This is a genomic window from Cupriavidus sp. C1SS-2L, assembly GCF_057073735.1.
In genome coordinates this window covers 1,143,631-1,165,960 of the sequence record NZ_CP172709.1, presented here as the reverse complement: position 1 = coordinate 1,165,960, position 22,330 = coordinate 1,143,631, and the positions used below count along the sequence as shown (strand labels likewise).

Annotated in this window: 17 protein-coding genes and 1 pseudogene; 9 read left to right on the top strand and 9 right to left on the bottom strand. The window is 60.2% G+C overall.

Features of this window, described 5'->3' with window-relative positions; all coding sequences use genetic code 11:
- Nucleotides 1-294: 294 nt before the first annotated feature.
- From ACIGJG_RS23000 to ACIGJG_RS22980, 5 genes are all read right to left on the bottom strand, one after another.
- Entirely contained in the window at nucleotides 295-1,668 is a 1,374-nt protein-coding gene (locus ACIGJG_RS23000; RefSeq protein WP_011301290.1) for an MFS transporter, read from the bottom strand.
- Between the two features lie 214 nt (nucleotides 1,669-1,882).
- The gene (locus ACIGJG_RS22995) at nucleotides 1,883-2,509 is read right to left on the bottom strand and encodes a pyridoxamine 5'-phosphate oxidase family protein (RefSeq protein ID WP_182142185.1); all 627 of its coding nucleotides are present in this window, start codon (nucleotides 2,507-2,509) and stop codon (nucleotides 1,883-1,885) included.
- Nucleotides 2,510-2,514: 5 nt separating this feature from the next.
- Nucleotides 2,515-3,873, bottom strand: a complete 1,359-nt coding sequence (locus ACIGJG_RS22990) for an adenylosuccinate synthetase (RefSeq protein ID WP_483673963.1) — start codon at nucleotides 3,871-3,873, stop codon at nucleotides 2,515-2,517.
- Between the two features lie 3 nt (nucleotides 3,874-3,876).
- Nucleotides 3,877-4,341, bottom strand: a complete 465-nt coding sequence (locus tag ACIGJG_RS22985) for a RidA family protein (protein ID WP_483673962.1) — start codon at nucleotides 4,339-4,341, stop codon at nucleotides 3,877-3,879.
- A 145-nt stretch (nucleotides 4,342-4,486) separates the two neighbouring features.
- The gene (locus ACIGJG_RS22980; protein ID WP_041680302.1) at nucleotides 4,487-5,272 is read right to left on the bottom strand and encodes an AraC family transcriptional regulator; all 786 of its coding nucleotides are present in this window, start codon (nucleotides 5,270-5,272) and stop codon (nucleotides 4,487-4,489) included.
- A gap of 137 nt (nucleotides 5,273-5,409) precedes the next feature.
- On the opposite strand from ACIGJG_RS22980, the gene ACIGJG_RS22975 reads away from it, so the two are divergent.
- Together ACIGJG_RS22975 and ACIGJG_RS22970 are read left to right on the top strand one after the other, a co-directional pair.
- The gene (locus ACIGJG_RS22975; RefSeq protein ID WP_483673961.1) at nucleotides 5,410-6,267 is read left to right on the top strand and encodes an alpha/beta hydrolase; all 858 of its coding nucleotides are present in this window, start codon (nucleotides 5,410-5,412) and stop codon (nucleotides 6,265-6,267) included.
- Nucleotides 6,268-6,727: 460 nt separating this feature from the next.
- Nucleotides 6,728-7,159, top strand: coding sequence for a hypothetical protein (locus ACIGJG_RS22970; protein ID WP_011301296.1), 432 nt, complete (start codon nucleotides 6,728-6,730; stop codon nucleotides 7,157-7,159).
- An 8-nt stretch (nucleotides 7,160-7,167) separates the two neighbouring features.
- Here ACIGJG_RS22970 and ACIGJG_RS22965 read toward each other — a convergent pair.
- Together ACIGJG_RS22965 and ACIGJG_RS22960 are read right to left on the bottom strand one after the other, a co-directional pair.
- Nucleotides 7,168-7,375, bottom strand: a pseudogene (locus ACIGJG_RS22965) (IS630 family transposase); the annotation flags it as partial.
- A 144-nt stretch (nucleotides 7,376-7,519) separates the two neighbouring features.
- On the bottom strand, nucleotides 7,520-7,723 hold the full coding sequence (locus tag ACIGJG_RS22960; RefSeq protein WP_010812830.1) for a cold-shock protein: 204 nt from the start codon (nucleotides 7,721-7,723) through the stop codon (nucleotides 7,520-7,522).
- Between the two features lie 672 nt (nucleotides 7,724-8,395).
- Between ACIGJG_RS22960 and ACIGJG_RS22955 the strand changes: the two genes are divergently transcribed.
- The 6 genes from ACIGJG_RS22955 (at nucleotide 8,396) to ACIGJG_RS22930 (ending at nucleotide 17,223) form a co-directional block, all read left to right on the top strand.
- Nucleotides 8,396-9,127 carry a S1 family peptidase gene (locus tag ACIGJG_RS22955; protein WP_011301297.1) on the top strand — a complete coding sequence of 244 codons (732 nt, stop codon included), beginning with the start codon at nucleotides 8,396-8,398 and terminating at the stop codon, nucleotides 9,125-9,127.
- Between the two features lie 742 nt (nucleotides 9,128-9,869).
- Nucleotides 9,870-10,091 carry a translation initiation factor IF-1 gene (gene infA, locus ACIGJG_RS22950; RefSeq protein WP_011301299.1) on the top strand — a complete coding sequence of 74 codons (222 nt, stop codon included), beginning with the start codon at nucleotides 9,870-9,872 and terminating at the stop codon, nucleotides 10,089-10,091.
- Nucleotides 10,092-11,725: 1,634 nt separating this feature from the next.
- The gene (locus ACIGJG_RS22945; RefSeq protein WP_084792008.1) at nucleotides 11,726-12,010 is read left to right on the top strand and encodes a hypothetical protein; all 285 of its coding nucleotides are present in this window, start codon (nucleotides 11,726-11,728) and stop codon (nucleotides 12,008-12,010) included.
- A gap of 1,571 nt (nucleotides 12,011-13,581) precedes the next feature.
- The gene (locus tag ACIGJG_RS22940) at nucleotides 13,582-15,603 is read left to right on the top strand and encodes a chemotaxis protein CheB (RefSeq protein WP_483673960.1); all 2,022 of its coding nucleotides are present in this window, start codon (nucleotides 13,582-13,584) and stop codon (nucleotides 15,601-15,603) included.
- Between the two features lie 43 nt (nucleotides 15,604-15,646).
- Entirely contained in the window at nucleotides 15,647-16,621 is a 975-nt protein-coding gene (locus tag ACIGJG_RS22935; RefSeq protein WP_483672899.1) for an IS5 family transposase, read from the top strand.
- Between the two features lie 236 nt (nucleotides 16,622-16,857).
- Nucleotides 16,858-17,223 (top strand): PAS domain-containing protein, encoded by a 366-nt coding sequence (locus ACIGJG_RS22930; RefSeq protein ID WP_483673959.1) that lies wholly within the window; start codon nucleotides 16,858-16,860, stop codon nucleotides 17,221-17,223.
- A 1,273-nt stretch (nucleotides 17,224-18,496) separates the two neighbouring features.
- On the opposite strand, the gene ACIGJG_RS22925 is transcribed toward ACIGJG_RS22930, so the two are convergent.
- Both ACIGJG_RS22925 and ACIGJG_RS22920 read right to left on the bottom strand, forming a co-directional pair.
- On the bottom strand, nucleotides 18,497-19,171 hold the full coding sequence (locus tag ACIGJG_RS22925; RefSeq protein WP_011301303.1) for a dienelactone hydrolase family protein: 675 nt from the start codon (nucleotides 19,169-19,171) through the stop codon (nucleotides 18,497-18,499).
- 25 nt (nucleotides 19,172-19,196) lie between these two features.
- The gene (locus tag ACIGJG_RS22920; protein WP_220630020.1) at nucleotides 19,197-19,700 is read right to left on the bottom strand and encodes a BCAM0308 family protein; all 504 of its coding nucleotides are present in this window, start codon (nucleotides 19,698-19,700) and stop codon (nucleotides 19,197-19,199) included.
- A gap of 489 nt (nucleotides 19,701-20,189) precedes the next feature.
- Here ACIGJG_RS22920 and groL point away from each other — a divergent pair, with 489 nt between their 5' ends.
- Nucleotides 20,190-21,824: a chaperonin GroEL gene (gene groL, locus ACIGJG_RS22915; protein ID WP_011301305.1), complete on the top strand. Its 1,635-nt coding sequence runs from the start codon at nucleotides 20,190-20,192 to the stop codon at nucleotides 21,822-21,824.
- The last annotated feature ends 506 nt before the right edge of the window (nucleotides 21,825-22,330 follow it).

Here is a 22,330-nt window from a genome sequence, read left to right as displayed (position 1 = left end):
AGGATGGCACGCTGCCGCGCTAGAGCCGGCTGCGATCCCGTGTGAATTGCGCCAGTTGCGGCCGAAAGGCGTACACCATCGCGTTGGCGTCCCCTTGCGCGGGGAAAACGCGGGCGCCGTCAGCGCTTGGCCGCTCACGAAGATCACTCGTTGACCCTGCCCTTTACTGCGGACCGTCGGCCACGATCGCCACTGCGACGCGATAAGTGTTGCCCTCCCTGGTGAGCACGGCATCATTCAAGACCTTGATGACGGCCTGCTCGCTTCGCTCAACCTGAAGAGGGCCCGCCTGGATCAGTCAGCAATGGTCTCCAGCGCTCGTCCCCGGGTCTCGATGCCGAACCGGCACACGATCCCCGCCGCCGCAAGGAAGCACAACGCGCCAAGGCAGAACACGCCAGCTTGCCCGGCGACAGGCAGTATCAGGCCCACCAGCGCCGGGCCGAGCAACGAACCCACCCGGCCGACCGTCGATGCCATTCCGCAACCAGAGGCGCGTGCGCGCGTGGGGTAGAGCTCAGGCGTGTAGGTATAGAGCACCGCCCACATGCCGAACATGAAAAACTGCATCATGCCGCCTGAAAGGAACAGCACCAAGGCTTCAGAATGGGAACCGGCCACCCTGCCGTAGATGAACACCATGCAGGCACCGCCCACCAGCGTCGCGACGCAGGCAGGCTTGCGTCCCCAGCGCTCCACTGCCCAGGCGGCCCAGAGGAACCCCGGAATGCCCCCGATGGAAATATAGACCGTATACAAGACCGATTTGGTCACCCCCACCCCGGACTGCTGCAACAATGCGCCAATCCAGGTGTTCAGACCATAGAACCCCAGCAGGGCAAAGAACCACAGACCCCATACCGTCAACGTCCGACTGCGGTACTCGCGGGACCAGAGCACGCGAAGGCCCGATGCAGCCGGCTCCGGCGCGGCAACCATGGGAGTGACTTCGGGCAACGCATGCAGCTTCATCCGCCGCATCACCGATTGCTCGATCCGCTCGACGATGTCGGCCGCCTCCGCATGCCGGCCTCGCGATTCCAGCCAGCGAGGGGACTCCGGCACGTAGCGGCGGATGACAAGGAGGAAGAGCGCCGGTACCGCGCCGAGCAGGAACATCGTGCGCCAGCTATATGCGCTCAACACGTAGTACGACATCATGCCCGCGCAAATGAAGGCAATCGGCCAGTTTCCATCCATCAGTGCCAGGTACTTGCCGCGCTGGCGCGCCGGAATGAATTCCGACATCAGCGTCTGGGCCAAAGGAAGTTCCATGCCCATGCCCAGGCCAAGCAAGACCCGATACGCGCCAAGTTCCGTCGGACTGTGCGCGGTGGAGCAGAGGTAGCTGCCAACGCCCCAGATGATCATGCTGACCTGGAAAACCGGCTTCCGGCCGAACCTGTCCGCCAGTACCCCGGAGCCGAGCGCACCGACAGCCATGCCGACGAAGCTAGCGCTGCCGAGCATGCCGGCCTGTGCGGGAGTCAATCCGAATTCCGAGCGGATCGATCCCAGGAGATAGGTCATCATGGCCAGGTCGAGATTGTCGAAGAAGAAGGCCAGTGCAATAACGGCAAACAGGAATCGGTGGTAACCGCATACGGGTAGCCGTTCCAGCCGGTCGCCGGTGCGCACGCGCATCAGCTCGAGTGGGGTGTGTTTCATCTTGTCTCCAGTAGTTTTGATGCCAGGACCCTCGGGAGGGGCGCTGCTGGCAGCGCGATATGCATCGATGCGTATCGCCTGCTACTGTCGCGTGGAGACGTAGTCGAGGCCCGCGCAGGAACGCCAAGCTCTGTCTCGCAGGTGCCAAGGAACTCTCTCGACGAACGAAAAAAAGAGGTGCCGGAGCACCTCTCGTATCGTCGGATCTCGGGAGTTACCTTGCTGCGAACTTGTGAGGATCGAATGCCTCCGGCGGCAAGCCGGACAGCGTAGCGCCAGACTGGAATGGATAGCGCAAGTACGGCGCTTTCGGCTGCCCCGGCGGCGAGTACTGGCCGTCGGCAAGGATGCGCTTTTTCGCGCTCAGCTCACGAATCTCGCATCGATAGGCAATGATCTGATTTGCTGCTCCATCCTCGATCGGTGAATAGTCCTTCTCGGGTCTGAACTTCTCCAGCGCCTGGTTCTGGTGGGCACGCACTTCGTCCGTGCTCTCCCGAAGTTTCACTTCGCATCGCGCGATGACGCTGTAGTACTCGAGGCTTGTGTTCTGTCCCTTGGGCGCCTTCAGCAACGCGATAGGCCGATCCACTTCGATCGTGACAAGGGGATTCGCCCGTATCGCCGACGCGAGCTTGCCGAATCTCGAACTGTGGATCAGGAACGTGTCGCCGGTGAAAGTGAAGCTCTGCGCAGTGATGTAGGGGAACGGTGCGTCATGCACCGCAACCCTGCAGATCAGTTCGTCCCTGAGGAAGGCTTCGACGGCAGCCCAGTCGGTCCAGGCCAGGTCGGCGCGACGCATTTCGCTACGAAAGTAGGATGGTGTCTCAATGTTCATGGGGTTCATGGTTGAGTCTTGAATAGCCGCATCTGCGCACGTTGCGGACCCAATCCGATGCCGCGTAGTGGCCGGCCGAGGACATCCGCCAACCATTCGAGCAGGGTTTCAAGTTGCGGAGGAAGCGGCGTTGCGTCGTCGCGCGGAATGACGCTCTCATCGAAAGCCGGAAATCGCATCACATGCATGGCATTGCCGTCGCGTGAGCCGACAACGACCGGAATGCACCGGTCGCGAGTCTGCGCAAAAACCGCCAGGCTGTCGCACTTGTTCAGGTAGACCTCGTCGACCCCAAACTGCCGTATGGCAAGCTGGAGTTGAGCGACGTCGAGCAGACCTACCCGACGCGGCCTGCCGGTACCGGTGCCATATTCGTTCGACAGCATGCGGATCGCTATACCGGTGGAGAAGGCGTCCCCTTGCGCGAGCAATGCCCGCGGATCAAAGCGTGCCGCCTCATCAGCTCTGCCGCGCCCCTCGCGCCCCGCGTCGGCGCAATATGCCTCTGAGCGCTCCGCGCCGAGTTCGGTCGGCAAGGGACCGCTGCCAACGCGGGAGACCATGGCCTTGGCCACGCCAATTGTCTTGCGGTGATACCGGCATGGGAGGTCACCGCCCACGTAGGCGTAGGAAGGCAGGGTATGGCTGGACGTCACCCAGGGTTGGGCGCCCTGCACAACATCCAGCATGACTGACTGAGCGCCCTCGAACAGAACCCGCGCCCCGCCTTCAACCCGCTCCAGCAGCGCAACCGGATTATCGGTTACGAAGGGCCGCACCACCTGCCATGCCTGGCGCATCTCTTGAATGAGGACCGCGATATCCTCGTCATCGCGTTGGGCTGCCAGCCGCATCATCTGTTCGAACACCCTGCTCTCGTCCCGCATGAGGTCGCAAAGCTGAAACGCAGATCGCTCGCCGCCCCGCATGCGGGCCGCCAAGTCCGCGTAACAGGGTCCGATACCGTTGCCGGTGGTGCCGATGCGCCCGCCATCCCGACGATCAGACAGGAAGTGCGCTGGCTGCACGACCGGACATCGGTCACTGATGGTCAGGCGCCCCGCCAGGTCGATTCCCTGCCCGGCCAACATTTCCATTTCGGATGCCAGTTGCCGCAAGCCGATCACGCAGCCCGAGCCGATGTAGAGGGAAACCCGAGGGTGCAGCACGCCAGAAGGTACCTGACGGAGCCGCAAGATGCCCTCAGACGTGGCAATGGTGTGCCCTGCGTTCGCGCCGCCGTTGAAGCGTGCAATCACGTCATACCCGGCAGCGAGGTGGTCAACCACCCGGGCCTTTCCCTCGTCGCCGTACTGCAGCCCAACCAGCACGTCCGCATACCCGGTTTTTGTCGCGGTGTCCATCGACTACACGTCCAGTGCAAAGGTCGCTTCGATTTCCACCGGCGCACCGAAGGGAAGGCTCGCCACGCCTATCGCCAGGCGTGCATGACGCCCCCGCTCTTCGAAGATCCGGTTGAGAAGGTCCGACGCCGCGTTGATCACCAGGGGGGCGTCATTGAACCCAGGTTTCACCGCCACGTAGCCGCCAACCCGGACCACGCCGCGGATACGTTCGAAGTCGCCCTCCACAGCCGCGGCGACCCAACCCAGCAAGTTGGCCAGACACAGCCGTGCCGCTTCCTGTGCAGCCTCGACGGCGACTGCGTCGGGCACCGTGCCGACGAACAAGGGCTTGCCGTTCCGCAGAGGCAATTGCCCCGATACCGTCAGCAAACCATGGTGCTGCGTGTAGGGGACATAGAGTGCCTTCGGGATTTCGGCGGCGGGCAAGACAATGCCGGCAGCCTGGATACGATCCATCACTGACATACTGACTCCTCGACTGGATAAAGTGCCGACGGAGCCCGCACGGTGCTGGCAGGCCGCCGACACCTTGACTGTGCCGCATGGTGCGGTATGCGATTCGTGCGGTGACGCCAGTTGATGTCGAGAAGACGCCAAACTACTCGCGATGCTAGTCGCCGGCCCTGTCCCTGAAATATTCGGTAGGCGTCATGCCCAGCGCTCGCCTGAACATGGCGCTGAAGGCGCTTGGACTTTCATATCCAAGCTGCAAGGCAATGTCCGTGACATGGCATCCCTCGGCGAGCAGCCGCACTGCCGCCATCAGCCTTGCCTGCTGCTTCCAGCGGCTGTACGTCATGCCCGTTTCCTCCGGGAACAAGCGGATGATGGTCCGCTCGCTTGCGCCCACCGAGCGGCTCCACGCCTCCACGGAGGTCTCGTCAGAGGGATCGTCGAGAATCTTCGCGCAGATCTTGTTAAGCCGGGCATCCTTCGGCATCGGCAAGTGCAGCGGAACGACGGAAAGCGGTCGCAGGTCCTGCAAGAGCAGCTCGACCACGAGGCCATCCCGGCTGCCTGGATCGTAGTCCAGGGGCATGCGAACCACCGCCGAAATCAGCTCCCTCAACAAGGGCGGGACAGCGACGACACAACAATCACGCAGTTCCGCGGGAACGGCATCGGCACGGATATAGACGGTGCGCATCTCGACGTCGCCGCAAGCCTGCATGGCATGTTCGACGTTGCACGGCACCCATACCGCGCGCTGCGGCGGCACGACCCAGGAACCGAAGTCCGTTGTAACCAGGATTGCGCCCACATAGGCGTAGATGAGTTGGCCGCGCGGATGAGAATGTGCGGAGATATGAAAGCCATCCTTCAGCTTCCTCGCCATCCCGCCCACCGGCCGGTCTATCGCCTGGTAGTCATCCCGGTTTTCACTCTTTCCAAACATGGCGTCTTTGCGATAGTCGTTGTCACCCAGGGGCGCGCCGCACCTTACGCCGACAAGTATCTTTGGCCGGACGCCAATTTGCGTCGCAACGATCTAATGAATCGAAACATCGATCCAACAGTGTGGAGCCAAATGTAATGTCAGTGTATCGAAACTTCAATCAGGAAGGACTGGACCAGCAGTACAACGTCAGGGCCGGCATCCCCGGCTTCCAGGATATTTTTCGAGGGTGGGAGAAAACCAGCGCCGAATTTCGTCGAGCCCATCCAGTAAGGGAGAATCTCGCCTATGGTCCCAACATCAAGCAGGCCCTGGACTTCTTTCCCGCCAACACGAAGGACCGTCCATTGCTGGTCTTCATCCACGGCGGCTACTGGCAATCGCTGGACAAATCGGACTTCAGCTACATCGCAGCGCCCTATCTGAGGCACGACATCAATGTCGCTGTGGTGAACTACCGCCTCGCCCCTGATGTCAGCATGGGCGAAATCGTGGGCGACAATCGTGGTGCCGTGGCATGGCTCTATCGCAACGCCGGGGAGCTTGGGTGCGACGCGAACCGGATCTTTGTCTCGGGTCACTCCGCCGGCGGCCATCTCACCGCCATGCTGGCAGGAACGGATTGGGAAACGCTCGGCGTGCCCGCCGATATCGTCAAGGGTGGCTGCGCCATCAGCGGCTTGTATGACCTGGAGCCCATCCGCCTGTGCTATCTCAACAGGGTGGTGGGGTTGAACGAGGCGGATGTTGCCAACTACAGCCCGATCCACCATCTGCCGATGGTGAAACTGCCAATGATCCTGACCGTTGGCGGGGATGAATCTCCGGAGTACCACCGACTCCAGCGCGAATATCAGGCACTGTTGACTGAATGCGGTTTTGACGTACAGGTTGTAGCGCAGGAACGCGGGCATCATTTCGATGCGGTAGATTTGCTGGGGGATTCCAATGGTCCCCTTGCCGCCGCCGTATTGCGCATGATCGAACGTGCCTGACACCTGAATTGCGAGCCCGCCGGTACTCCTGCAGTCGTTCGCTTGGCCGGCGTACGCAGGCAGAACCGGCCGACCTCATGCGACCATTTTTCGATTGGCCCGTTTGATCACTCACGAAGGACATTGGGTCGCCACGCCAGATAGCGATTCGCAAACGCTCGAGGAGCCCTCAGTTGTCCGTCAGCGCCCCTTTTCTGCGCGAAATATCGGCTTCGCTCGAAGATTTAAGGGAAAGCCAGACGAAGGCGCCTACCGCAGCTGCGGATTCAACCGGTCGATGCACCAGTTTGATGGAATCGTTCAGCCGTTATGCGGCCCACCAACAGACTGCCTGCATGCTACAGTCACCGGCCTTAAGCCATCGAGAGGGTATGCCGCATCTTCGGATGTCATATGTTGATTCCAGCAACACCGCCGGCTCTGACACGCCAAGCACATTCCTACGCCAACGAGAATTAACATGAGAACTATCAGAGCAACACTCCTTGGCATGATGCTGGCAACGGCGTCCTCCGCACATGCAATACGTTGCGAAGGCAGTGGCAGGACACTTTACACCGAAGATGCGGCATGCCCAGATGGCTACGGTATCTTTGATAGCTCTCCCCAAGGCAGCGTATCGGTCCTTGGAAAGAGCGAGCACGTGCGTAAAGATGAAGCGAGCTTCCTGGCCGATCGCGCATTGGAGCGGAAGACAATGCGCGATCACGAAGCCAGAAGCAAGGGAGACTCTGGCGAAGGCCGATTCCGCGACGCGGTGTGCGCATCCCTGGCTGATCATGCGAGATCTGTTGACGTCACGATGGAACAACCGAATGATCCCCACGCCCTCCGTGCCTTGCGAAAGATCCGCCGAAGCATCCGAGAGGAGCAGCAACAAAACGACTGCTAGTCCACTGAACCAGAAGAATCGCACCGGATGCTCCGCGTTGGATTGGACCGATCGAGCCCCTGAATCGCGGTCTTCTCATCCACTCAGAACACACCGCATGCGCCGGCGAGTTCAGTACAGGCCGATGCCATCCGCGACTATGGCCTCAAAGTCGGGATCGTCGGACACCATGTGGGTATCGAGCCGATGTGGTCGAATGTCGTGCTTGCGCCAGATGGCGATCGTGGAGTCTCGGGGGAGTCTACGACTTCAAGACCAGTTCCCGACGCTACTCCTTCCGTACCCATCACGGTGAACCCATAAAGGAAAAGCCCCGCCGGCTTTCCCAACGGGGCTTCTTGCGTACCTTGGGCGGTCGACTTAGATCGGTTCAATCTTGGTCGCAGCCGGACCCTTCTGGCCTACACCAGCCACATAGCGCACTTTCTGGCCTTCCTGGAGCGACTTGAACCCGTTCCCCTGAATTTCGGAGAAATGGGCGAACAGATCGTTTCCGCCTGCATCAGGCGTAATGAAGCCAAAACCCTTTGAATCATTAAACCACTTTACTGTACCGGTTTCCACGTAAGGACTCCTTAAGAATTCTCGCCGATCTGAAAATGTGGGCAGCGAGGCATGACGATCAAGGAGGAAACATGGAGAGAAAGTGGCGCCGCCGGGGCGTGTACCTAACGCTTCGAGGTTACGCTTGAAGATCCTGCACTAATTCTTATACAGGCATGCCGCATCGCGGTCAATGAAGATCTCGCGGCAATCGAAACGTACTTGCCAGGGCCGCCAAAAGCCAAGGCGCTGAAGACGTCCGCGAAAGGGTGCCGGATTGTTCAGCGATGCATGCTACAGTGGCATCCCTCCAGCTCAAGAGATCGGTATGTTGCTCTGCGCAAACTGTCTTGCAGTGGCGCGCGACGCCTCCAAGGCCTCCGGACATCTGGCGTTGCATATCATCGATACACGGCGAAGTAAGCTCCCTCGAGCTGCCACGGTCACTATCAGCACATTCCGTTGCTCCGACTGCGGTGTGATCTGGCGCTACCGCGAAGCAAAGGACAGCGGTCCACAAGGCTGGTCCCAGGTATTGAGCGAAGAGGCAGGCGGGGACTACGCAAGTCTGTAGTGGACGAGTGCCGACACCAGCACGATTGTTTCATGCAAGAACGGCGATCGAATTGGCAAGCACTGAACCCCGACGCCTTCCAACCATGTTGTTGAGCAAGCAGGGAGTACCACCGAATCATGATCGAATCGATCCTGCTGGCCGTCACGCGCGTTGCCACATTCGAGGGGCCACAAGCCAAGACCAACGCCACTGGCTTTTTCTTCGAAAGAGGGCAGCGACTGTTCGTTGTCACGAGCCGGCATGTGCTGATCGATGAGCCGACCAAGCACTTCCCCGACCGGATCGAGATCGAACTGCATGTCGATCCGGACAACATGGGAGCGTCCATCGGCTTCTCGATTCCGCTGTATCGCGACGGCAAAAGTGTCTGGCGTGACGGCCTCGATGGCGGCGGCGGCATCGACGTGGCCGTGATCGAACTCGACCACGCCGCGCTGCCGCCGAGCATGGTCTACCGGGCCTTTACACCCGCCCACCTTTACCGGCCACGCGACCGCATCGAAGCAGGCACACCGGTGCTGATCGTCGGCTTCCCGCTGGGATTCCATGACACGCTTCATCATTTGCCCGTTGTGCGCCAGGCAATCATCTCATCCTCATTCGGCATGCGCTTTCAGGGGCATGGCTACTTCCTGACCGATGCAAGGACGCATCGCGGCACGAGCGGAGCACCGGTGGTCATGCGCATGCCCAGGACCGATGCATCCACGCGCGCGCTGCCGTGGATGCTGCTGGGCACCCATTCAGCTAGACTGGACGTGGGCTCGCGGGACTTTGAACTAGACGAAGCCCTGGGCTTGAATTCCGCCTGGTATGCCGACATCCTGCTGCCTTTGACCGAGGCATGATCTGGAAAGGCGATCAGACTTGATGGATTTGTTACTCCATGGAGTCGCCCCGGATCCGCCGTACCTGCCGGGCCTTGGACGCACCCTCCAGGCAGGAAATCTCCGCAAGTGGTACCATATCTTTGCGTCGACACCAGTCGATGCCCACAATGCGCCGTCCGCCAGACATCATCATTAGAAGAGTATTAGCGGCAGCACGGGCGTCCACCCGAACCTTTCGCGGCAACATCGGCCGCAATCATTTCCGACCCGCAGCACGTTCCGTAACCAGCTCGCATGTGCTAGGCGTACTGGCTCGCGCAAGCACGGTCAATCCACACCAGTTTCTCCGCCTGCGATCGCACGCAGGATGCGACACTGGCTTTTGCAATGGCAACCGATCGCCAGGCACGTGTACCACACCAACATGGGAACACTGCACGCGCCCTCAAGGATCGAGCGCCTTCCGAACAGGCAACAATTTGCATCCCAGCATTACTCCGTTCAGCGTTTCGGTTTACCCCATCCAACAAGAGCCCGGCGTCTGGTTCGCGAACTACATGATCTCCGAGTACAAGGACGGCGCCGAACGTATCGTCGCCAATGTTTCGATGCGGCATGCCACGCACCATACGAAAGCCAACGCCAGGCAAGCCGCCCGTAGCGCAGGGGAAAGCGCAGTGGCACACCTACGCCTGCAACCATTCCCGCATCGGCATCCCATGCTATCGCGTGGCACTCGCTAAAGCAGAAAGGAGCATCCGTGGCAAAAGAAGAACTGGTGGAATTTGGCGGAAAGGTTTCGGAAGTCCTTCCGGATAACCGCTTTCGCGTCACCCTGGAGAATGGCTTCGAGGTCTGGGCTTACTCGTCTGGCCGGCTCAAGAGGAATCGCATACGGATTCTTGCCGGGGATCGTGTTACGCTCGAAATGTCGCCATACGATCTGACAAAGGGGCGCATCAACTATCGCCACAAGTTCTGAGCGAATGCGGCTTTTCTGCGTGTCGAAATGGCGATCACTGTTGGTGCCACCTCGGAATAGAACCATTTTTTTGTTGGTCCAGGTACGAGTGAGAGCACAACCCCTGGCTCCACATAGGACTTCAATCCACGCAGCAACAATACTTGGCGCAACCCAATAAGATCCGAGGTGCGAGATGCAACGAGACAAGTCTTTGCTGGACAGAATCCTCCTGGCGCTACGAGCCGAGATCCAAGCCTCTATGACTGATGTTCAGCTTGGCAAGGCTCTTGGCAATGTCGACCCTTCGAGGCTAGCCCACCATCTCCTGCTCCTACAGGACCATGGACTGGCGGAGAAAACCCCAAATATGGCATGGCGCCTGACGTGGAACGGCCACGATCGAATAGACGCCAACCTGAAGTCTTAGCTCTGGTACCAGGCGCGGTTACCGAGCGACGCGCGGAACGGCTGTTTTGGCAGTATCCCCGTGAGCCCGCATCGCTGGGCAACCGTACCGGGCGTGACCGTGGAGCGATATCCAACCTGGTGCGAAGCGTCGCTCCGCGCCAGCCCTGTGCATGATCTGCGTAGGTCATGGCAACCGCTCCGCAGGTCATGGCGCTCTCGAGCGGCTAGACCGCTTACAGATTCGAGCGATAAAGTCTCATTGACTACGATGGGAAAGCTCCGTATAACTGTTTCAGCAGGATCTTCAAGTAGCCATGCTACCCGCGTTGAAACGTCCGCCTCTACGGGGCGACTGTCCTCAATGCCGCCTCCTTGATCTTCTCGCTGCGCCCTAATTACCGACGCGTAGATTGCCGCAAGCCACAATGCAAAGCGTGCGAATCCACGTGCCAGTCAGCATCTGCGAGAGTTCGCTTCTTTTCTATTCAGCCATTCCCCATCGGGGGTAGCTGAACCGCTAAATGTAGAGAAAAGCGATTCGTTTACGAGGGGAAGCGTGTGTTGGCAGTTTACTCTTCCAGTTTTATCCTATTTGTCCTCTCGCAGCTCTTTGATTGGCGACAACGACGAAGCGAAATACCGAGCAGAATGCTCCATTGGCTTAGTGTGTTCGCCTACTCCACATCATTACTGGTGATGGTATGTGCTGTTGCAAAGATGATCTTAGCAGCCTAAGCCTTAGGAGGCTGACTGACGAGCGTCCGCCGTGCGAGCACGAATGAATTGGCTGTGCCAGGAGTATCGAGGCATGTACATACACGTCGCGGCATTCGAGTCTCCCCGCGAGTGTGTTCGCGCTGGCGCTCCCGGGCCGAAATGGTGCTATATGATGGCCATCCGTTACACAGCGAATCGCGACGATCGAATGTTCTGTGAGTCATTCGACGAAGAGGATGATTACTACACGCGCGCGGCCGCGGAGCAGGCCGCCGTCCACTACGGAAAATTTGCTGTCGATATAATTCATGGCCTGAGCTGAGGCGTCGCCGCGTATCGACATGAAAAGGTAAAAATCTATCTGTGATTCACAGCGAATCAAAATTGTCGTGCGCTAGCAGCCATTATTTGGACCGAATATGCAGAATGCAAGGTAAGCCACAGCGGATGGTCAAAAATCCTGATTAAATACCAGAACGCCGTCACGAAGAGTGCGTACGGAAACAAACCATACTTGGAGTGAAATGATGGACAACTATCCTGCGGAAAACTGTAAGGGATTTGATATCTATCCGTTAGTCTATAAATATGACGCTCCTCGCAAATGGCATGAGCGCCGGCCAGACCGCTCATACAGTGCGTCCGTGCTCATCTGTCGGGAAGGTGAGCCACCTAGTGGAAATAATGCGCGCGTGTTCCACGTTCCAGATATGCACTGGGCTGACTTGGGGTTGGCGAAGCGTGCCGCCGTACGACACGGCGAACACGTTATCGATGGTCTGGTCGCAGGCGAGTCGATCGTCGGCCTGTGATTCGAAAACGCTGAGACCGCGACCCGACACGATGCCCCCTCTTTCTCTTGATCCGAGCCAGCGGCATGGCCGAGCGGCTACCTCGCCTTAACGAAGGTAGACATGCCATCGATCGCCTCCCGGGCGGACGAAAGGGCTAGCGTGATCGCAACGTGCGGCGCGTTGGCGAAATGCTGGAGCAGCGGAGGCAACCGTCTCTGGGAACCCATTCCTCGACGGGCTGATTGTCGCGCTGGACAAACCATGGCCCTTTGACGCCTGCTGAGGCACCGGCCAAATCGCCGAATCGCACTTGTGCCATTCGTGCCGTGGCGGTGTCGTTCAGACTGAAATACAACAACGTACGCATGAAGTTACCTCACGCAATCTCAGTTTCCATTTCTGGCGAGCCGGCGGACACTTGCTTGATGACTGCGACCGATGCTCCTGACGGTCCTGGGTTGGATGCAGGACGGTGACCTCAGGTCGGGCCAGCCTTCTTTAACAGCACGATCCCAGTCAATGAGCAACGTGATTGCCTGACGCCAGCGGGACGCCGCCAATCGCATGACTCCGAATCGCTGGGAGCCCCCCTCCGGCGGCCTGCCCACCTGGCGGTCGCGTAGAAGGCGCGTGACATGTATGGCACGGTAAGTGGTCTCTGCAAATTCATTCGGCACGATATCTTCCTTCATTGCCTGCCAGGGTGGCATGGTGATGGCAGTGTTGAACAACTGTCACCGTTGTGAACGCTCATCTTCCATTGCCAACGATCATCTCCGCCCATATCGCAGTGCTTAGGATCGTTACGGCGTCTTCATCACGATGAGAGCACGGCTGCGCCAACCTGACACGCGGAAAGGCAGCAACGAAGGCGAAAGCCAACTTTGCGATCGGTCTTGCGAAATAGAGTCTCTCGCCGGACATCGATTGCATCGTCCCTTGGGAAAGGCTGGCTTGCCTGGCTACTGGGGGATTGGGCGAACGGCGGTCGCCGTGTGGCATCTTGCATGAATGTTCCAGGAATCCCCATGAGTGACTTTCAGGAGTCACAAGTCCTAGGACGTCATCGAGGGGGAAAGCCCGGAAACGAGTGATAGGCGAACCAGAAGCACTTAGCTTCCGAAACGCTACAACTAGCAGTATAGGGGGGCGATGCGCACCGCCCTAACCCGCTTACAAATTGATCAGGCAGGCGCTGCGCACAAGCTGGCCGCTCAGAGTCTCGCGCTGATCAACGACATCCTTCGCGACAAGGGATTGATGCTGCGCGCGGGCAGCCCCGGATCTCGCCCTCGTGTTCAGTTAGATCACATTTCGGACAGCGCTTGCGTCATGCATCAGCGGCTCTACCCTGGCCGCCAGGCAGTCCGCGGCTATTTCTCTCGCATAGGTGTTTGTCGCTGTGGCGGCCTCCGTGGCCGTCAGAACTCAAAAAAAACCTACGAGTATCGTTTTCGTCGGCGAAGTCGGAGAAATGCGAACAGGGACTCTGATCGTTTGTTGGGCAGTTCTACAATGACTGGCCGGCCGGATGACCTCAAACCTTGCGTTGCAGACTGGTTTGCAACATTCTGATATCGGAGGAGCCAGTGGAAGAGCAAATGCTGGACAGAGGCCAGGTCGATGTACCAGTCGTTGCCGTCGGCGCATCGGCCGGCGGCATCACGGCCTTGCAAAAGCTTTTTGAGGGTCTCCCTGCCAAGTTGCCGTTTGCGCTTGTCGTGCTTCAGCATTTGCCCAACGACCGTCCCAGCGGTTTGCCGGATCTGATCACTAGATGGACAAGCCTGCCCGTCCAAGTCGCTGCCGACGGCATGCGGCCCGCGGCGAACACGGTGTACATCCCGTCGCCGGATCACATCCTGACACTTGAAGATGGCGCGCTTCATACGAGTGCTGCGGACGGCGGCGGTCGACGCCCCGGCATCGATACGATTGACGCATTCCTCGAAAGTCTGGCGCTGCGTGAAGCGCCGCGCTCCATAGCCGTCATCCTTTCAGGCACCGGCATGGACGGAACCGCCGGCGCGGTCCGCATCCGGCAGGCTGGTGGCATCGTCATCGTCCAGGACCCCCTCACGGCCTTGCATGACGCCATGCCTCGGGCAGTCATACAGCGCGGCATCCACGATCATGTCCTGCCCGTCGGCGCCATCGGCCAACAACTAGTCGCCTGCGCCGATCCGGCCTATGTACGCCCCGAGGCGTCCGGGGACTGGACAGGCGGCATGTCCGCGACGCTCGACCGGATTATCGGGCTGGTAGCGCAGCGGGCGGGACTCAACCTGCGCGGATACAAGCCTTCGCCGCTGCTCTGGCGCATCCAGCAACGCATGGATATACGAAAAGTTTGGTCGTTCGACGACTATGCCCTGCTTCTCGAGGATGATCCGGTCGAACTGGAAGCACTGGTGCGCGGCATCCCCATCCACGTGACCGAGTTTTTCCGTGACACCGATGCGTGGGCGGTCCTGCGTAAAGATGTACTTGGACCGCTCGTCGCCGAGGCGGGAACCGAGCGCACGGTGAGGGTGTGGACGCCGGCGTGCGCGACCGGTCAGGAGGCCTACTCAATTGCGATGCTTCTCGATGAAATCGGACAGGAAAAGGCTGCGGCACTGGACTTCCAGATCTTTGCCACAGACGCGGCGCCCGAACTCGTGGCAAAGGCGAGTCGAGGCCTGTTCCGTACTGAGTCGCTGACCGGGCTATCGCCCGCGCGTCAAAGCCGGTACCTCTACAGGGTCGACGCGTTCTTTCGAGTAAAGCGGTTCCTGCGCGAAAAGCTGGTGTTTGTGCCGCAGGATCTGCTCTCCGACCCCCCGTTTTCGCAACTGGACCTTGTTACCTGCCGCAACCTGTTTATCTATTTGGAGCGGGAGACAGTCAAGGACGTGCTGTTTCTTCTTCACGGCGCATTGCGCAGCGGCGGATTTCTCTTCCTGGGCAAGAGTGAAGCCCTACCCTTCAACGTACAGGGATTCGAGGCAGTCTCTGCAGAATGGAATATTTATCGTAAAGTCGGCCCGATGCCAGGCGCCCGACGGCACCCCCTGTCCCCTGCTCCGCATAGCACTGCGCGGGCAGCGGCTGCGCTTCGGGTCGCACATGAGCAGTTCGACGTTCCGTCGGTGCTGATCGACGACGGGGGCGAGGTGCTGAGGACATATGGCAACACGAAGGGCATCCTGAGCCTGCCGGCGGGGGAACCTTCCCTCAATTTGGCGGATCTGGTCCGTGGGCAATGGGCGGCGCAGCTCCAATATGGCATCAGGCAGGTGTTAGACAGACACGAGGCACTGACTCTGACCAACCTGAAGGACGGCGTTGCCGGCGACGCTCCCATCAGCATGCGGCTGACACCGCTGCAAACCTCGTGTGGGAAGGCATGGGATCGCATTTTGGTGTCATTCATTCGGGACCAGGATTCTGCTGACGTGCCCGATGCGGCCGGCTCCAGCCTTCTTCAAGATGACCTTGGTATTGGCGCCAGCGTCGACTGGAAGGACGAAGCGCGCGTGTCCCGCGAGGAGTTGGAAGCATCGCGCGAGGAATTGCAGGCACTCAATGAGGAACTTAAGGCAATGCTGATCAAGTCCTCCGGTTCGTGAGAAGGCGCGTTATTTGAAGAATCACGAGCGCAAAGAGAAGAACATGAAGCAGATGACGTTGGCAGCGGGTGCAGACCAATGCGCAGGTTTCGAGCAACACCGCAAGCCAACGCGACGTGAGGAATTTCTGGCGACGATGGAGCAGATCGTGCCGTGGGCGGCATTGTGCGCCGCGATTGAGCCGTACTATCCGAAGGCTGGCAATGGCCGGCGGCCCATTGGTCTGGAGCGGATGCTGCGCATCCACTTTCTGCAGCACTGGTTCAACCTGGCAGATCTGGCTTGCGAGGAGGCCCTGTATGACAGCGCCAGCCTGCGCCGCTTCGTAGGAATTGACCTGGGTCGTGAGCCGGTGCCGGACGCCACCACGGTATTGAAGTTTCGGCGGCTGCTGGAGAAACATCAGCTTGCCGAACGGCTGTTCGCGGAGGTTGGCCGAAGCCTGCAAGCCAATGGCGTGAAGCTGAAGACCGGCACCATTGTCGATGCCACGATCATTGGTGCGCCCAGCTCGACGAAGAATGAAGAGAAGTCGCGCGACCCCGAGATGCATCAGACCCGCAAAGGCCAGCAGTGGTACTTTGGCATGAAGCTGCACATTGGCGTGGATAGTCAGAGCGGGTTGGCTCATTCCGCGGTGGTGACGCCGGCCAATGTTCACGACAAGCATGCGCTGCCCCAGCTACTGCATGGGCAGGAGCGGCGTGTCTACGGTGATAGCGCATACGCCAGTCAGCAGGAGCTGATCGCATCGAAGGCGCCGCACGCCAAGGACTTCACCAATCAGCGGACCCGCAGGAACGGGGAGATTGACGAAGTGCAACGCGGGAAGAACCGTAACAAATCGAAGATCCGGGCCCGGGTTGAACATGTCTTCGCCGTGGTTAAGCGCCTGTGGGGCTTCACGAAAGTCCGCTACCGTGGCCTGAAGAAGAACGCCGGCCGTGCCTTCACGGCGCTGGCGCTGGCCAATCTCTACTTGAGTCGAGGGCATCTGATGGGAGCAGTCCGCCCATAAAGGGCGAATGCGGGGCGGGCGCCCCGTCAACACACCCCAATTGGGGGCGCGTGAAGGCAAATTCGCATCGCCACAGCTATTTTTCCGGCCGAACGGGCTCCTGATCAACTTGCGTCACTCAATTTACCCAGCTTGTTCAGCGTAGCCTTAAGGCATCCAACGAACAACTCAAACAGAGCAACGCGGAGCTTAACGATGCCAACGTCGACCTGCAGGGGAACATCGAACGGCTCGCGATGCAAAACCGCGTACTGCTTTCCGGTGCAGTCATGGCTGTGTTTCTTGACCTGGACCTGAAGCTTCAGTGGTTCACGCCGACCATGCGGAATGTATTTCCGCTGAGGCCTGCCGATACCGGAAGAAGAATCGCTGACCTCGTGCCGATATTCCGCGATCCCAACTTCTATACCGACATCCAGCATGTGGTTAGCGGAGGCGAACCGTGCGAAGCTGTCATACGCGATAACGGTGGGCGATGCTTCCTGCGCAAGACATTTCCCTACATCTCGGAGACAGGCGCGACAGCCGGTGTGGCCATCACGTTCACTGACATCGGCGAACAAATGCGTACAGAGGCGCCACGGCATCGCAACGATACCTGACTCCGCACCATGGCGAGCGTTCAAGGGTCAACACAACTGTCACCTTCCGCCTGACCGCCCAGGGTGTGAGGCGCAACGGCGGAAGCTTGGGCACGCTCATGAAGAATGCGGGACCAAGGGCACAAGTTTCATTATGCGGCCATCCTTCGCTGGCGACGATCTTGCCAAGCCTGATCGAACTTGCAGCGGTATCGGGTATTCTCTGCCCGACCGTGCGGCAGCCGTACTACCATCTTGCTGACGTCGAAATAGCAATGAAGATGAATCGACCGAATAACTTTTGCAATCGGCGAGGCAGTTAGCCATCGTCGCAATTCGTGAATCCAATAATTCCCGGCTTTGAAGAACAGAAAGATGCCCGGATGCAATGCAATCGATGATGCCTAGCATCGCGGTTCGCCGGCGTTCTAGGAGATCAAGGCTTGCTTGTAACGTATCAAGCAGTTGAATTGCACTAGGCGGAGGCGGCCCTTGCCGGGCAAGTTTTGCGACGAGGGCTTGCTGCTTATCACAAAGGCGGCACGCCGTGGCCAGGGCCGCAGTAACTAACTCCGTTTGTGCAATCATAAGTTGCAGCCGAGGGTGTCCGGATAGGGCAGGAGGTTGGCCTGTCTCCGCCGAAGTCGCGCATGATGCCAACGTTCTATTCATTGCGCTCGCAGACATGGATTGACTCCGCAATTATGCATTTGGAAGTATCGGCTACCACAAACATAACGGTAGTCAGTGAGACGCTGATTTTGAGTCCGTCATTATGTGTATCACTGGAAACCTCGGTTGCCTTTTCCGCCGGGTCATATGCAAAGCGGTACCACGCGACTGGACTGGCTGAGGGTCAAGCGGCTAAGCCACCGCGTCAGAGAACCGATCGAAGCCATCGCTAATGTCAGACGAGATGTCGCCGTTTTGCAGAGGAGCATTGGCGGGCGGCAGGTCCTGTACCGGAACCCGCTTTCGGGGAAATAAAAAGCGATACGGTCACCGTGTGATCATCCCGATGGGAGCTGGGGGCCGCGAGACAGTGAAGCGAAGCCGACACGCGTCGGCCTAGCACCGCATTGCTCGGCGCAATGGGTCCCTTCGGCCCCAAACAGTAGGCATGCCGCCTTCGCACACCCGAAATGAGCGATACAGTGAAAATGGAACATGTCGTGAGTTAACCCCTCACGGCTGATGTCGGTGGGTCTGCCGAGCCGGTGCGGAGGCCGGCCACGGTGCGGGCAGAGCTGCAATATCGCAGTTCCGGCGCCAGGGCAGACGGGCAATGAGAGCGCTACGTTTTCCTTTTGCTTTCGGCGGCGGCAAAGTGGCGAACGAACCATCCGGCGGCAAGCTTGCCGACCTGCTCCAACGCGCCGGGTTCTTCGAACAGGTGGGTAGCGCCGGGAATCACTTGCAGCCGCTTTTCGCATGGTATCCACGCGGCGGCGCGGGCATTGAGACTGACGACGACCGGATCATTTTCCCCGACGATCATCAGCAGCGGAGAGGCCAGGCGGCAAAGTGCATCGTGGCCGGCAAGATCAACTCGCCCGCCGCGGGACACGACCGCATTGATACGCCGGTGCGCCGGCGTTGCGACGGCGGCACGCACGGCCGCGGCCGCGCCAGTGCTCGCACCGAAGTAACCAACTCTGAGATCGCGCTGCCCTGCCAGGCGTTCTATTGATTCCGTCGCAGCGCTGAGCCTGTCGCGCAGCAGCGCAATATCGAAGCGCCGCGTCAGGCCAATATCCTCTTCCGGCGTCAGCAGGTCGAACAGCAAGGTGCCGATGTCGGCATCGTGCAGCATCGACGCCACCAGACGGTTGCGCGGGCTATGGCGGGAACTGCCACTCCCGTGGGCGAACAGGACAATCCCGCGAGGCGCGTCAGGCAAGGCCAGTTCCCCTGGAAGGACCACGCCATCCGCGTCGATCATTACCTGCTGCGCAGTGACGAGTTTCATTCGCGCCCCCGTTCAGGTGCTCCGATCAATCCCGGTGCCAGCTCACATGCAGTTCGGTTTCCGCATGGTCGTAGTCGATCGTAAGCTTGCCGCGGTAAGCGTGATGGATGGCATTGCCGACATCGCGCGCCAAGTGCACGCCGGTGGTCGCAATGACGGTGCCCTGGTCGTCGGAATCGATGGACATCAGCCGTTCCATCGGATGCTGCGCGCGCAACCCGGCTTCCCTATGGCGGACAAGAGCGAGGATCTCCGTGCGATGGGTGCCCTCAAAGCCGCCTGCAAGCACCACCCGCGCCGCCGGAATGCCGTCAGCGGTGCGCGCGCATGCCGAACACACCAGGTGTGCCGCGCCGGAGGGCGCCGGGCGCCATTGCCAGTGGCCCCGCATGAAGACAGCGTGGCAGACGGGACAGGTCGCCACAATTGGCGCGGCAGCGGGCTGCTTGTAGCGGTCGGAAATGTGCTCGACCGGAAACGGACTCCACCGAACGGGTCGGACCTTCGCGAACTGTGCACGGACTTTCATGTTGGGCTCCTCGTTGAAGGGCAGCACCCTGACGGCCGGGGGCGTAGCAGGCGGCGTCACACGCCACAAGCTTCGCGTTGGCAGCGACCGCAGGTCACATAGGGATAAGCTATGCGCCCTGCCAGACCGCGACTTAAGCTGGATCAAAGGAACCGCACAGGCACCGGGTAAGCAGAGGCGGTCGGACGCCCGGCCTCGGCAACGCCATGACGCAGCGTTTCTGCATCCGTTGATACGGAGCAATTCCAGTCGACAGGGCTAGCCTATGTTTGAGAGAGCAAAGCCAGGGGCCAGCCGGGGCATGACGACGCTCTTGATACTTTCCAAGGTGGTGACAGACGGGGCCAATGTCCGGGCCGAACCGCGAAGCCGGTCCGACAATGCGTGACGCCATCGCGCATCGTCGCCCTTGCGTTACATCAACGCGCGCGTCGCCACGGCACCTACGGTAGAGCCGTTGCCAACCTGGATCACGATGCGGAATTCGCCATGCCCGAAAAAACTCTTATCTTCCACCAGAGCGCGCGACGCGAGATGCTTCATGGTGTGGAATTGCTCGCGCGGGCCGTCAAGGTCACGCTGGGACCGGGCGGGCGCAATGTCATCGTAGAACGCCGCGACATGGTGCCCCTGGTCGCCAACTCCGGGGTGGTGGTAGCCAAGTCCGTCTCGCTGCCCGACCCGTTCGCCGATATGGGCGCCCGCCTGCTCTGCGAAGCAGCGGTCCGAACCAGCGAGATCGCCGGCGACGGCACCACGACTGCGACGACCCTTGCCCACGCCATCGTGGCGGAAGGGGTGAAGTACGTCGAGGCCGGACACGACCCGATGCAACTCAAACGAGGCATCGAAGCGGCCGGAAAACTAGTCTCGGAGCATTTGCTGGCAAGTGCGAAGCCGTGCGGCGGTACTGACGAAATGAGGCAGATTGCGACCATCTCGGCCAGCGGCGACCACACTGTCGGAACGCTGGTCGCCCAGGCCGTGGAACACGTGGGCAAGGACGGCGCCATCAGCGTCGAAGACGGTTCCAAGCTTGACGACGAGCTGGATATTGCCGAAGGCGCACTGATCGACCGCGGCTACCTGTCTCCGCTGTTCGCGACCACGGAGAGCCGCGCTGTCGTGCTCGAATCTCCGCTGGTACTGCTTTGTGACGCAAGTATCTCGTCGATAGCACAGTTGCTGCCGATCCTGGAAGCTGTGACGCGGGCAGGCCGGTCGTTGCTGGTCATTGCCAACGATGTGGAAGGCGAAGCGCTGGCGACGCTGGTCGTCAACAACCTGCGCGGCGCACTGAAGAGCTGCGCGGTAAAGTCCCCTGGCTTTGGCGACTCTCGCACCGAGCAACTTGGGGATCTCGCTGCGCTGACCGGCGCGACGGTGGTGTCGCCGCAAACGGGCACATCCCTTGAGCATGTCGGACTGGAACAACTGGGCGAGGCACGGCGCGTGGAAATCAACAAGGACGCGACGACGCTGGTGGGCTCCGGCGCCGATGCATCCCGCGTAGCCGCGCGCATCGCCGTACTGCGCAGCCGGGTGCCCGACGCACGCTCGGACTACGACCGCGAAGGATTGCAGCGTCGCATCGCCCGGCTGACGGGCGGCGTCGCCGTCATCAAGGTCGGCGCGGCTACCGAGAGCGCATTGCATGAACGCAAGAACCGGTTCCAGGACGCATTGCATGCTACGCGCGCCGCAGTGGACGAGGGCATCGTCGCAGGTGGAGGCGTGGCGCTGCTGCGTGCCCGTACCGTGCTGCAGGACTGGCAAGCGCCAAATGCGGAACAGGCTGCCGGTGCACGCATCGTCCACGCAGCGCTGGCGGCGCCAATGCGGCAGATCGTCGCGAATGCCGGCGCCGACGCCGATGCGGTCGTTCACCGGGTATGCGAGGCGTCGGGAACCATCGGCTACGATGCCGGGGGCGAGCGCTTTGGCGACATGCTCGAACTCGGCGTGATCGACCCGGTCAAGGTCGTACGCACCGCGCTGCAGAATGCCGTCTCCATCGCTTCATTGCTGCTCACGACCGACTGCATGATTGCGATCGAGCGCATCCCCCACGGCTCCGCGGAGAACGCGGCCGCGGGAGCCCGCATGTTCGGCGAAGAATTCTGACCAGCTTGCCCCGGATGCAGAAGACGATGTTGAATTTGCGGCGGCGAGGTCCGCCGTTCCTGTAATGGTTCAGACATGAAGCGCCAATTGGGTATGGCCGGTGCGCTCGCGCTCCTGCTCATTGCGCCGTTCGCTCACGGCAAATTTAGGCATCCGCGTGCAGGCCGAGTTAACAAGCGTCAAGGAACTCCCAACTCCGTAACGGGATCACCCTCTGCCAGCACGGGTCTGCCAGGCAGTCGCAGACGAATCACGATCTCTGTACCCTTCTCTGGTCCGCTTTCCACTGCGTATGTGCCGCCGAGCAGGTAAGCGCGCTCTCGCATGCCCACCAGGCCAAAGGACCCCGGCTTGCGCGGACTCGCGGGGTCGAAACCTGCCGGCATTTCCCGCTGGCTTGCATGGGTCGCCGCTGTTCCGGGATTGACATGAGATTCAGTCTTCACCTCAGCCCCGATGGTCCGACGGACCCTTTGATGAGCGATCTCTTCACAACCGTTGATGCC

Coding starts and splice junctions, on each gene's coding strand:
- groL (WP_011301305.1), top strand. CDS start 20,190: ATGCCCGAAAAAACTCTTATCTTCCACCAGAGCGCGCGACGCGAGATG.
- ACIGJG_RS22970 (WP_011301296.1), top strand. CDS start 6,728: ATGAGAACTATCAGAGCAACACTCCTTGGCATGATGCTGGCAACGGCG.
- ACIGJG_RS22985 (WP_483673962.1), bottom strand. CDS start 4,341: ATGTCAGTGATGGATCGTATCCAGGCTGCCGGCATTGTCTTGCCCGCC.
- ACIGJG_RS22990 (WP_483673963.1), bottom strand. CDS start 3,873: ATGGACACCGCGACAAAAACCGGGTATGCGGACGTGCTGGTTGGGCTG.
- ACIGJG_RS23000 (WP_011301290.1), bottom strand. CDS start 1,668: ATGAAACACACCCCACTCGAGCTGATGCGCGTGCGCACCGGCGACCGG.
- ACIGJG_RS22920 (WP_220630020.1), bottom strand. CDS start 19,700: ATGAAAGTCCGTGCACAGTTCGCGAAGGTCCGACCCGTTCGGTGGAGT.
- ACIGJG_RS22955 (WP_011301297.1), top strand. CDS start 8,396: ATGATCGAATCGATCCTGCTGGCCGTCACGCGCGTTGCCACATTCGAG.
- ACIGJG_RS22945 (WP_084792008.1), top strand. CDS start 11,726: ATGGACAACTATCCTGCGGAAAACTGTAAGGGATTTGATATCTATCCG.
- ACIGJG_RS22925 (WP_011301303.1), bottom strand. CDS start 19,171: ATGAAACTCGTCACTGCGCAGCAGGTAATGATCGACGCGGATGGCGTG.
- ACIGJG_RS22935 (WP_483672899.1), top strand. CDS start 15,647: ATGAAGCAGATGACGTTGGCAGCGGGTGCAGACCAATGCGCAGGTTTC.
- ACIGJG_RS22975 (WP_483673961.1), top strand. CDS start 5,410: ATGTCAGTGTATCGAAACTTCAATCAGGAAGGACTGGACCAGCAGTAC.
- ACIGJG_RS22995 (WP_182142185.1), bottom strand. CDS start 2,509: ATGAACATTGAGACACCATCCTACTTTCGTAGCGAAATGCGTCGCGCC.
- ACIGJG_RS22930 (WP_483673959.1), top strand. CDS start 16,858: ATGCAAAACCGCGTACTGCTTTCCGGTGCAGTCATGGCTGTGTTTCTT.
- ACIGJG_RS22980 (WP_041680302.1), bottom strand. CDS start 5,272: ATGTTTGGAAAGAGTGAAAACCGGGATGACTACCAGGCGATAGACCGG.